The organism is Acidimicrobiia bacterium (assembly GCA_029210695.1).
In the GTDB taxonomy this organism is placed as follows: domain Bacteria; phylum Actinomycetota; class Acidimicrobiia; order Spongiisociales; family JAHEDJ01; genus JAHEDJ01.
The window spans coordinates 1-12112 of sequence record JARGFH010000083.1 but is presented as its reverse complement, the minus strand read 5'-3'; the positions used below and the strand labels follow the sequence as shown (position 1 = coordinate 12112).

The 12112-nt window shown below is 62.0% G+C and carries 10 protein-coding genes; all 10 read right to left on the bottom strand.

Going from position 1 to position 12112, the window contains the following annotated elements:
- Window positions 1-72 precede the first annotated feature (72 nt).
- On the bottom strand, window positions 73-1551 hold the full coding sequence (locus P1T08_17065) for a hypothetical protein (protein ID MDF1597793.1): 1479 nt from the start codon (window positions 1549-1551) through the stop codon (window positions 73-75).
- 11 nt (window positions 1552-1562) lie between these two features.
- Entirely contained in the window at window positions 1563-2189 is a 627-nt protein-coding gene (locus P1T08_17060) for a prepilin-type N-terminal cleavage/methylation domain-containing protein (GenBank protein MDF1597792.1), read from the bottom strand.
- Entirely contained in the window at window positions 2190-4034 is a 1845-nt protein-coding gene (locus tag P1T08_17055) for a type II secretion system protein (GenBank protein ID MDF1597791.1), read from the bottom strand.
- Between the two features lie 76 nt (window positions 4035-4110).
- A complete protein-coding gene (locus P1T08_17050; protein MDF1597790.1) occupies window positions 4111-6303 on the bottom strand; it encodes a bifunctional (p)ppGpp synthetase/guanosine-3',5'-bis(diphosphate) 3'-pyrophosphohydrolase in 2193 nt (730 codons plus the stop codon).
- On the bottom strand, window positions 6293-6817 hold the full coding sequence (locus P1T08_17045; GenBank protein ID MDF1597789.1) for an adenine phosphoribosyltransferase: 525 nt from the start codon (window positions 6815-6817) through the stop codon (window positions 6293-6295). Before P1T08_17045 ends, P1T08_17050 begins: the two co-directional genes overlap by 11 nt.
- Before the next feature lie 84 nt (window positions 6818-6901).
- Window positions 6902-7969, bottom strand: coding sequence for a protein translocase subunit SecF (secF, locus tag P1T08_17040; GenBank protein MDF1597788.1), 1068 nt, complete (start codon window positions 7967-7969; stop codon window positions 6902-6904).
- A complete protein-coding gene (gene secD, locus P1T08_17035) occupies window positions 7966-9507 on the bottom strand; it encodes a protein translocase subunit SecD (protein ID MDF1597787.1) in 1542 nt (513 codons plus the stop codon). The genes secF and secD overlap by 4 nt, the downstream gene beginning before the upstream one ends.
- On the bottom strand, window positions 9507-9797 hold the full coding sequence (gene yajC / locus P1T08_17030) for a preprotein translocase subunit YajC (GenBank protein MDF1597786.1): 291 nt from the start codon (window positions 9795-9797) through the stop codon (window positions 9507-9509). Before yajC ends, secD begins: the two co-directional genes overlap by 1 nt.
- A gap of 47 nt (window positions 9798-9844) precedes the next feature.
- Entirely contained in the window at window positions 9845-10969 is a 1125-nt protein-coding gene (gene tgt, locus P1T08_17025) for a tRNA guanosine(34) transglycosylase Tgt (GenBank protein MDF1597785.1), read from the bottom strand.
- Window positions 10966-11988: a tRNA preQ1(34) S-adenosylmethionine ribosyltransferase-isomerase QueA gene (gene queA / locus P1T08_17020; GenBank protein MDF1597784.1), complete on the bottom strand. Its 1023-nt coding sequence runs from the start codon at window positions 11986-11988 to the stop codon at window positions 10966-10968. The genes tgt and queA overlap by 4 nt, the downstream gene beginning before the upstream one ends.
- Window positions 11989-12112 lie beyond the last annotated feature (124 nt).

Below are 12112 nucleotides of genomic sequence, written 5' to 3'. Positions count from 1 at the left end.
TGGTCTCCGGCATCACCCACGACTGGCCCGCCGCCAACCAACCTCACCGAAAGCCACTTTTTCGGCAGCCACCTAGGGCAAGGTGCACGGCGTCGGGTCCTCAGGAACCTCACGCCAGACGAACGGGCGGGCAATAACACGACGCTCGGTCCCCCAGATGAAACCCAGATCGCTGTTTGGAGGCCGGAAGTGCACCTCGAGGTGGTTGACCGAGTTGTCCGTTTCACCGTAGACCACCCCGTAGATGGTGGCCAGGTTCTTGGCGCCGACGGAGCCTTTCGAATACATGACCCATCGCTGATCGTCGCTCGAAGAGAGGTTCTTCCCGAACTGCAAATCGGAACTGGCCTGATACCCAACGAGCGTCACTGTGATGGGAGCCTGGGTGGGGTCGATATTCGAACTGCCGTCGACGGTCAACTGACCGTCGAACACCAGCATGAAGTCGTCGGTGAACGTTGATCCAGCCCCCTGCGCGAGACGCCACGTGTACGAACCGGCGTCGGTGACGCGATGCCATCCTTTGAGGTTGCCGCTATTCGCCTTGTACCAGAGATCGAAGCTGTTCCAGGTCGACCACTCATACACGGGCCCACCGGCCGGGACACCGTTGAAGCTGTGGGGTCCGCCGTAGGTCGCCGTGATCTTGTTCCAGTCGAAGTCGGGTAGCGGATCGGCAACCACCGGTTCCAGCGTAACCAGGTTCTGGCCGAGCGAGCCTGCGGTGAGGTCCGAGCCGGCCAGGACGTTGCCGAAGAGGCTCACCTTGCCCACCACCGTCGCCTTGGTGAAGAAGGCGTCGCCGGCCGCCACCGTGACATCACCTCCGTACACGGAGCCCGGGTTGTCATCCTGAAGGTGAGTCCCTGCCATCACATTCCCCTCAATGATCAGGTTGGATCCACTCGGAATCGTCAGTTGACCGGATGTGGTCAGGTCCCCGTCACCGGCAAAACCTGGATCATTCGCCCAAATCTCCGTGTGGTTGGTGATCGTCACGTCGGCCGCCGAGTACACATCACCGTAAATCGTCTTCTGGTTGCCGGCGGCCACACCACCGGAAGCCGCGAAGAGGGCGTAGACAAAACCACGCTTGATCACTATCTCGACCTCTTGCTCGATCTTGCGCATGCTCAGCTGGCGGGACGAAGTGTCCCGGCCCCAACCCCACGACTCCACGAAGTACCGGTGGTCGTTGAGGTTGGCCGGTGTCGCATCCGAAACGTCCACCCAGTACTGCCCGAGTTGGCGGGTCACCCCGTCCTCGATGCTGGTCACACTCTCGATGGCACAATCCCCACCGAGATCGGTCCCGTTCCCGGTCCAGTACGGCTGGTTCTTGAGGGTCGTCTGAGACAGCTCATACATAGCCTGCCGGACCCCGGCATCGGCCACATGCAGTGCAGTCGTCCGGTGATGATCGTAGGTAGTCTCGTCGAGTTCATGGACCGATACCGAGTACCACACGGCACCCAGTGAGAACACGATGAACGCAACCATGAGTGCAGTTACGATCCCGATGCCGTCTTCTCTGTTGAACAAGCGCATCATGACTCCTCCCCTCAACAGCCCGGCCCATTGGGAACCCAGATGTTCCGCCCCGACAGTTCTGTGGTCAGCAGGATTGGACTGATGTGGTCTGTTGCGGACTCATCGAGCCACAAACGAACCGTGATCACCTTGCCATAACTCGGATAGCCGGCTTCTTGATCGTTGGTGAAGAGTGGAACACCAATGGTGCCTACCGGCAACGTGTGAGCGGTGTTGTAATCGTCATCGACCACTGTGGCATTCACGACGCCTTCCACCACAGGCGTCCATGTCGCTCCCCCGTCGGTCGATTTCTCGAGATTGGTACCGTTGAGGCTGTAGGTGATGTCCCGGGTACCGGTTGGCGTGCTGGCGGCCGTGTATGCCCGCGTGATGAGTCTGAGCGTATCGCCGGGAGCATCTCCCGGCGCCGGTGTACAGATCACTTCCGCAGCGCGCAATTCCCGGTCGATTCGTTGGAGAGCCAGACGGCCGTTGTCGTTGCTCCTGGCCACATTCGTGATTTGCCCCGTGGCGTTCATTCCGCTGATCATCGTCGGAAGGAACACTGCCGCCACAATGACCATGAGGAACAGAGCCACCATCAACTCGGTGAGCGTCACCCCATCGTCGGCTCGGTGAAGGCGAATGAGGTGCATCTAGAGATCCGGGTTGATGTAGGCGGAACTGGCGGTGACGCCGGGCAGCTGGAACACCAGGGTGTAGTCGAACAGCACTCTCGCCAGCTTGGTGTCCTCGGCGTAGTAGTGAATCGTTCCCGTCACAATGGGGGGAACCTGAATCTGAGCGCCGGCGGTGGCTCCCGCTAGGTAGAAATCCTGGTTGAGAACGGGATTGTTGACGCTGAGCTCTTCGATCGTGACCTGTTCAAAGATGTCCGGCCAGTTCAGGATACCTGCCGTCGAACCGGGTGTCAGTACCAGAGGCGCCGTGGAGCTCACGACAGGCGGGATCGCCCCCATCGAGGCCAGGTTGGTCGGCCCGAAGATGGTCACGTAGTTATTGGTCACGGTGTCCCAGACGTTGATCGTGACGTTGCCGGTTACCAGACTCGGAGCGAGCGCCGCCTCACCGGCCGACAGCGATCCGGACACCGACGGCAAAACGACCTTCATCCACCCCTCGAACTTGGTGCTGTTCTTGGCGAGGACCGTGTCGTAGAGGAACAAGACCTCCTGGGACGCCAGGCTGAAGGTCGTGTCGATCTTGCGGGAAGCGTCGGTCGTGGAGAACCGATCGATCCTGGCGTCGTAGTCGAGCGCAGTGCCGGACGTCAGGCGTCCGTAGTGTACGGGGATGAAGTCATAGGAGCCGATGGACTCTCCGTAGGACGCCGCCAAAGCCGCTCCATATTCGGGAGTTCCGAACCCGAAGCTCCCGGCACCATTCACGTCGAGTTCGACCAGTGGCAGACCGTCGGACGCGTCCTGGGCGTGAGCAACCGCCTTGATCACTTCGGTGTTCTGCGCAGCACCACCATCCGACCATTCGAGGCCGAACAGCATGTAGTTGGGCGGCGACGGTACTACACCCGGAGCCTGCCAGCGCACGAGGTCCAGGTTGACCGTGTCGGCCGGAGACGGCGGGGCGGAGGTGCCGAAGTGGTCATCCGAGGCCAGAGTGAAGACGTCTGCATCAATCCTGCTGCGGAACGCGGCAACTGCGCCGTCCCATACCCACTCGCTGGACGGTGAGCTGACTTCGATGTCTGCCGCCGACACGTAGTCCGTCGTGGCTCGGGCGTGCGCGGTGGGTCCCCGGAAGAACGTGCCGTCGATCAGCAGCGGACGCTCGTAGGCGGCGTCCAACCATCCTGAAGTTCCCCCCATGTAGCCGGTGATCGAAACCGCCCCGCCGAAGAAGTCGACGTTGGCATCCAGCACCGGGCTGGGCGGGGCTTCGAATGCCGAGGCGTAGGTGACCTGGCGGATCTCCCGACGGAAACCGTTGGGCGGGTCCCATTGAACGATGGCAGTGATCTTGCGGTAGCGCTCCTCACCGGCGACATCGGTCTGCTGGGTGACGAAGAGGAATCGATCGTAGGTGACGTTGTCACGCAACTGTTGATCGTTGAACGAGAGAAACGGGTCAAAGGTGGGACCGTTGGCAAAGACAATCCGCTCCCCTTCGAACAAGTACCCGCCCAAGCCGTCCGGCGTGACGCCGAACTCTGTGGCCCAGTCGGCACAGGCGACACCGCTTACACCGTCTGCGGGGACCGGCGTAGGACAGTCGGCATCGTTGCTAGCGCCGGTCAAGCCGACGTTGTCCCATTCGAGCGAGCGGGCCCGTTCGAGCAACTCGGAAGCGAGGGCTATGGCGGCCGTCTGCCGTCTGCTCTCGTTCACCACCCGGATCGAACTGTCCAGGGAACGAAACAAGACCAGCATTGACCCGAATACGATTACGAGGGCGACCACCGATTCCAGAATGCTGAAACCTGCCTCGCCATCGCGACGCCATAGAGAGCGGAAAGCTTCCATGCCCTGGTTATCGGATTGACGGCCGTGACTCTTGAGGACTCCGTCGGGTCATCTGCGCCTGCCGCCTGAGGACTAGTTACCGATCGGAACCTCCGGGGACCAGGCGATACGCGTCGTATACGCCCTCAACGCCGCGCAGGTCCTCCACCAGCCGTTCGACCTGAGCAGGATCAGAGAGCTCGACCTCGTACCGGAGGACGGCGACCCGGTCTCGACCCGTGGCCGAAGACGAGGCCGTGATGTTTCCCCCGAGATCCGAGACGGCGGTGGTGACATCGCGGAGCAGTCCGGAACGATCGAGAGCCTCGACCTGGACCCACACCGCAAACGTCCCTACTCGCTCGGGAGCCCAGGCGACTTCGATCATCCGTTCCCGGCGTTCTCCCATCGCCACGATGTTCGTGCAATCGGAACGATGAACCGACACGCCTCTGCCGACGGTGACAAAACCGACGATGTCATCGCCGGGCACGGGCGCGCAGCAGCGGGCGACGCGGACCCACACGTCGTCCAGTCCCTCGACGATGATCCCCGGGCCGGTCCGGATCTCGCTGCGCGGTTTCGGCGGGGCGAGCAGGTCTTCATCGAGTGACTCTTCAGGTCGAACCAGCCGAAGGACTCTGTGCACTACGGCGGATGCGCTGCTTCCTCCCTCACCTACCGCCACGTACAGGCTGTCGAGTTCGGCATGACCTAAGTCCTGGGCGACCAACTTGAGCGCTCGATCACGATCGGCCGCATTGAGTCCCAAGTTCTCCTTCTTGAGGAGGGCGGCAATCTTGTCCCGACCCTCCCCCAGTGCCGCATCGCGCCGTTCCTTTGAGAACCATTGACGGATCTTCGCCTTGGCCCGCGACGTGCGAACGATCTTCATCCAGTCACGACTCGGACCCGCCTCGGTCGCCTTCGAGGTCATCACCTCAACTATGTCGCCCGACTCCAAACGGGTGTCGAGCGGGACGAGTCTGCCGTTGACCTTGGCACCGGAACATCGATGACCGACTTCCGTGTGGATCGAGTAGGCGAAATCGATAGGCGTCGAACCACGCGGCAAGGTCTTGACCTGGCCTTTCGGCGTGAGCACAAACACCTCGTCTTCGTACAAGTCGAGCTTGAGGTGGGTGAGGAACTCCTCCGGATCGTCGTGGTCCTCCTGAAGCATTCTGAGATCGGCCATCCAGGGAAGGTCCGAGCCGGCCCCCTCCTTGTAGCGCCAGTGGGCGGCGATGCCGTACTCGGCCCGCTCGTGCATCTCGCTAGAGCGGATCTGCACCTCGAGTGGTTTCCCGCCTGGGCCGATCACGGTCGTATGCAGGCTCTGATAGAGGTTGAACTTGGGCATAGCGATGTAGTCTTTGAACCGTCCGTGAACCGGGGGCCACATGGTGTGGATCAGGCCCAGCGCTCCATAGCAGTCACGAACGTTCTCGGTGATGATCCGGATACCGATCAGGTCATGGATCTCTTCGAACGGTTGCCCGGTGGTCACCATCTTCCGGTAGATCGAGTAGAAGTGCTTCGGGCGTCCGGTGACGATCGCGCCGATTTCCGACTCCGCCAGCGTGCCACGTACCGCCTCAACAGCCTCTTCGATGAACGCCTCACGCTGCGGCGCCCTGTGCTGGATCTGTTCTTCGATCTCCGTATAGCGGCCCGGCATGAGGATCTGGAAGCAACGGTCTTCCATCTCGTGCTTGATCTCCTGCACCCCGAGCCGGTGGGCTAGTGGCGCGTACACCTCGAGCGACTCGGTGGCGATGCGCTGCTGCTTTTCAGGTGACAGTGGATCGATCGTTCGCAGATTGTGTAGGCGATCGGTCAGTTTGATTAGCAGCACCCGCAGATCCTGCGCCATGGCAACGACCATCTTGCGGATGGTGGCCGCCTGGGCCACCTCTCTGGAATCGAAACGTACCCGATCGAGTTTGGTTACACCGTCGATGAGGGCAGCAACGTCGGAGCCAAAGGCTTTCGTTACCTCATCGAGCGTTAGATCGGTGTCCTCGACCGTATCGTGCAGGATCCCGGCGACGATCGTGTCGCGATCCAGGCCGTACTCAGCCAGCACCAGGGCAACGGCGAGCGGATGGGTGATATAGGGCTCGCCCGACATGCGGAACTGGCCCATATGCTGCCTGTGAGCAACGTCGTAGGCACGGATGATCGGTTCTACGTCCACATCCCGGTGGGTCTTCGAGAACACGCGGACAATCGGATCGACTTCTGCGACGAGAGCTTCGTCGGTGCGAGGCTCGGCCTCAGTCGCCATACGTCACGAGCGCGCGCATGGGAAGTCCATTGAGCGCCTCCCGACCGTTGAGGAACGTCAACTCGACCAAGACGATCATCCCGACGATATGCGCACCGGGACGATTCAGAAGTCGGGTGGCGGCGGCCGCGGTGCCCCCGGTGGCAATCACGTCGTCGACCACCAGGACCCGATCAGCGGCTTCCACTGCATCGATGTGCATCTCGAGCGCGTCGATACCGTACTCCAAGGAATACTCTTCTCGCACGACTTCGTATGGAAGTTTGCCCGGCTTGCGCAACGGGACGAACCCGGCTCCCAGCGCCATGGCGACCGGGGCGGCGAGGATGAAACCGCGTGACTCGATCCCGGCCACCTTCGTTATCCCCTGATTCATGTAGGGAGCGGCGAGCGCCTCAACGATGTCAACGAGGGCGCCGGCATTTCCCAGTGCCGGCGTGATGTCCTTGAAGATGACTCCCGGCTCTGGGAAGTCGGGAACATCCCGAATGAGCGAACGAAGCATGCTTTCAATCACGGTCGGAGGGTACCAGGATCATGCATACGTGAGACTCGAGCGGAAGTCGTGTCACCGAGCCAGTAGGTACTGGTACGTGCGCTAGCGCTTCTTGCGCTTCTTTGGCGGCCTCGGCGTGACTCCACCCACCGTCGGCGGTCGCGCTGCTCGCGGCGCGGAAGTCCGGCCGGCCGACGCCTTGGTGAGCTTGGCTTCGCGGCGCCCTTCCAGGCGTCGACGATGCAACTGCCAATAGTCTTCCTTCTCTTTCCACACGGCAAGCAGCGGCGAGGCGACGAAGATGGACGAATAGGTTCCGGCAGCGATTCCCACGAACAACGCCAACGCGAACTCACGCAAGGTGGCGGCGCCGAGGAGATAGGAACCGACGAACAGGAGGGAGCCCACGGGCAAGAGACTCGTCAGAGACGTGTTGATGGAGCGCATCAACACCTGATTCATGGCCCTGTTGACGATTTCCGTGTACGTGTGGCTGTCGCTCCACGACTCGACGTTCTCAGTGACCTTGTCAAAGACCACCACCGTGTCGTAGAGGGAGTAGCCGAGAATCGTCAACACCGCCACCACCGTTGCCGGGGTCACCTCGAATCCGACCAGGGCGTAGACACCAAAGGTGATAATCAGATCGTGGAACAGTGCCGTAAGCCCGGCCATGGCCATCTTCCACTCGAAACGCCAGGCGATGAAGAGCGCCACGACCACCAGGAATACGACTAGAGCCTGGATGGCTCGTGCCGTGATCTCCGCTCCGAAGGTCGGCCCGACCGCCTCAACGTCGGTCTCTTCGATACCGACGCCGCCGGTGTCGGCAACGGTGTGCACGAGTTCGCTCTCTAGCGCCTCATCGAGTGCGGGCGTCCGTACACGAAAGGCAGTCGCTCCGTCGAGCGAGTCCAGGAACTCGATTCGGGCATCGCCGAGGCCTATCGCGGTCAGCGCCGCCCGCATGTCGGCCACCGTGGCGTTCGTTTCGTTGGCGACCTGCACGATGACGCCGCCCTCGAAGTCCACATTGAGATTGAGTCCGCGGATCACGAAACCGGCCAGGGAGACGAAGACGATCGTCCCTGAGATGATGAGCCACCGCCTTGCATTGCCGACGAAATCGAAAGAAGTATCAGCCCGGTACAGCCGCGAGAACGTACTCATGACGTGCTCCCCTCCAGGGCCACTCCCGTAGCGCCGCGGATCGAGAACCAACCACCTTCGCCGAATCCCGTGCGGGCAAGGATCCCGACGACGTTCCTCGTGAAGAAGTAGGCAACGATGACATCGACGACGGTTGCGATGCCCAGGGAGAGGGCGAATCCCTTGACGGGGCCGATTGCCAGCGCATACAGCAGGAACGCGCCCATGAATGAGACCGTGTCTGCGGTGAGAATCGTACGGAACGCCCGTGCGAATCCTTCGTCGACGGCGAGGAGCAGCGACCGACCCTCGCGAATTTCCTCCTTGATTCGTTCGAAGAAGACGATGTAGGAGTCGGCGGTGATGCCGATCGACACGATGATGCCGGTGACTCCGGACAGCGTCAGCGTCAACCCTTGCACCCGTCCGAGAGTACCGATCGTGGCGATCAGCAGGCTCCCGAACACGGAGATCCCGAGCACAGTCACGAGACCGAGAACCCGGTAGTAGAACACGACCGCGATCGCCACCAGAATCAGCCCGCCCAACCCGGCCACGAGGCCGGCCTGCAGGGAGTCCGAACCGAGCGTGGCGGAGACCTTCTTCACATCCAGACGCTCGAAGGAAATCGGGAGCGAACCGTATCGAAGCACGACGGACAGGTCCTGTGCCTCCTGCTGGGATCCAACGCTGATGATGGCGGTGCCGCCGGCGATGCCCTCATCGGGGGTCACCCATGGTGCGGACATGATTTCACCGTCGAGCACGATGGCGATACGACGCTGCGGGTCGATGTACAGGCCGTATTGAGCGGCCTGTTTCGTCATCGCTTCGAAGGCATCGGCGCCGGTGGAATCCAGACCCAGTTGGACCACCCAACGATTCTCGGTGGGGTCGAAGAATGGCAGCGCCTCGTCGACCTGATCGCCCATCAGATCGGTTCCGCCGACGAGCAGGACCTCGGCGATCGTCCCGTCTTCGGCGTACTGCGCCAGCCAGCCCGGTTGGGTTGGGTCGTCGGCAATGGTCAGACCGGAGTCTGGGTCGATACCGGGGAGAGTGGTGGTAGTGGTCGTTGTCGTGGTGGATGACGAGGTCGTCGTCGATGAAGAGGTCGTCGTACTGTCGTCTGCCGGAGCAGTGGTCGAAGTGGGGGTCGGGTTTGTCGTGGTCGTCGTGTCCAGCAACCCGGCGAACGGATCTCCGGCCGTTCGCTCTGCGAGCACCGGCCGGAATGACAGCTGGCCGGTTTGGCCGATCACGCTGAGCGCTTGCTCCTGGTTGGTCACACCGGGAAGTTGGATAAGGACGTTGCGGTCACCGGAGACCTGGATCTCCGGCTCCTGGACCCCGCCGATTGCCTCGATGCGACTCCGCATCACCTCAACCGCTTTGGCGAGAACGTCCGAATCGGTCCCCTCGGGCGCGCGCAGGATGACCGACGTTCCTCCCTTGAGATCGAGTCCCAGCTTGGGCGCCATGTCGTTGGTCAGCGCCAGCGCGAGACCTCCCCAGGCGACCGCCAGGATCACCAACATCGTGACCGCGCGCTTCGACATCAGTCTTGATTGACTTTCGTGGCTATTGCGCGTTTGCTGAACTTGAGTGAGCCGTTCTCAACCTCGAGGACGACACCGTCTTCGTCAATCCGGCGAACCGATCCGAAGATGCCTCCGACGGTTTGAACCTGGTCGCCGATCTCCAGCGAATCCGCTAATTCCGCTTGCTTCCGCATGCGAGATCGTTGCGGTCGCACGATCATCAGGTAGAAGACCACGCCGAGGAACAGGAACATGATCAGCGTCGGTATTGAACTTGTCGAGGTCTCTGAAGCTTGGGCAAGAATCACGTTGTTCTCCACGAAGATGGCCCGCGGGAGCGGGCTCCGGCCAGATGCTAGCCACGACCCACGGTATCGGAAAACGCACGACGCTCCGACACGCTCTCCCGAAACGCGGTAAACGAGTCGGCGCGAATGGCCTCCCCGGCATCTCTGAGGAGGTTGAGGGTGAAGTGGAGATTGTGAATCGTCAGCAACCGGTGCGCTGCCAGTTCCCCGGTAACTACCAGATGTCGCAGGTAGGCGCGGCTGTATCGCGCACAAGTGGTGCACCCACACTCGGGGTGAATCGGGCCGCCTGCTTCGGCGTTTTCGGCCCGCCGGATGTTGAAGTCTCCGTCGAGTGTCAATACCTTGCCGTGCCTGGCGAGACGGGTCGGCCACACGCAATCGAAGAGATCGGCACCGCGCTGGACGGCGTCCAATACCCCATCTGCATCACCCAACCCCATCACATATCTGATCTTGCGGTCGGGCAACTCGGAGAAGGCCGCTTCCAGCGCCCGATTCCGGTCATCGGGTGACTCCCCCACCGACAGACCCCCAATGCCGAAGCCGGGAAAACCGAGGGCCTCCGTCGCTCTGGCGCTGGCGGCCCGCAGCTCCTCATCGGTACCGCCCTGGACGATGCCGAACAGCGCCTGGTCTGGGCGCGTATGAGCTTCGAGAGCCCGCTCGGCCCAGCGAAGGGTGCGCTCCATCGCCGCCTGCACTTCGGATCGTGGTGCAGGCAGCCCTATGCATTCGTCGAGCACCATTGCGATGTCGGGGCCGAGGTGTTCCTGGATTCGGACCGCTTCCTCCGGACTGAGTCGTACGGGTGATCCGTCGTACGTTGACCGAAACGAAGCTCCGTCCTCGTCGATCTTCGGACCGAGCGAGAAGATCTGATACCCACCGGAATCGGTGAGGATCGGCCCGTTCCACGCCATGAAGCCATGCAGCCCACCCAGCCGATCGATGAGTTCTGCTCCCGGCCGCAGCATCAGGTGGTAGGTGTTGGCGAGGACCATTTCCACTCCGAGCGACCTCAGATCCTGCGAATCGAGAGTTCGAACCGACGCCCGGGTTCCGACCGGCATGAATCCCGGCGTGACCACTTCGCCGTGGGGCGTCGTGAGGGTTCCGCGGCGAGCGGTGCCGCTCGTGGCCGAGATCGAGAACTGAACGGCCCCAGTCATCGTCGCTCGACCTCCGCGTACATGGCATCCCCGAACGAGAGGAATCGATACCCGCGTCGTAGGGCGGTCTCGTACGCGAGACGCCACCGGTTGCCGAGCAGCGCGGCAACGAGAACAACGAGCGTTGAACCAGGCACATGGAAGTTCGTGATCAACCCGTCGATGGCTCGAAACGAATAGCCGGGCTTGATGAATAGATCTGTCGAACCGTCGAACGGTCGCACCCGGCCCTCCCGGTCAACTGCCGACTCCAAAGACCGAACAACAGTGGTACCGACCGCCACGACCCTACCGCCCCGCCGGCGGGTAGCGCTGATGGCCGAGCCGGTCTCTTCGGGAACGGTGACCCGCTCGCTGTGCATGTGATGCTGGTCGATCCGATCGGCGGAGATCGGTCGGAAAGTGTCGAGACCTACGCGTAGATCTACATAGGCGAGCCCGACCCCCCGTCGGCTGAGTCCTTCCAGCACCTGCTCGCTGAAGTGCAGACCGGCAGTAGGAGCCGCCGCCGATCCTAGGTCCCCCGCATAGACGGTCTGATAGCGGCCCGGATCCTGGAGAGGCGTGTGGATGTACGGCGGCAAGGGGATCTCTCCGGCACCTTCGATGAGCGATTCGAGTTGGCTCTCGCGCACATCAAGGAACTCGATCGTACATCGACCCTCGACCGGTGCCGTGCACACAATCGCCTTCAGGCCCGGTGGGAACTCCAGGAGCTGGCCGGGCCGAACTCTCCTGGCCGGTCGGATCAGCGCCTCCCAGATGGCTTCGTCCCTGGAGAGCAGCAGCACTTCTACCGCCCCGCCGGTCTCGACCTTGAACCCGCGCAAGCGAGCTGCCCGCACTCTGGTCCGGTTCACAACAACCAGATCGCCGCCTGCGAGCATCAACGGCACCTCGGAAAACACATGGTCTGCCATATCGCGAGTGTCCAGCAGCCTGGCCGCGTGACGCGGCTCGACCGGCGTCTGTGCAATTGCCGCGTCGGGAAGGTCGTAGTAGAACTCGGAAGTCTGCATTCGGTGACTCATGTCACCATTGCGAATGACCAATTGCCAATTGCCGACCGGCTAGACACCCCAGGGTTGTATCTTGTCAAGCGGCGGCTTTGTCTCGTGTTGTCTGGCGGTGGGCCCAGGCGGT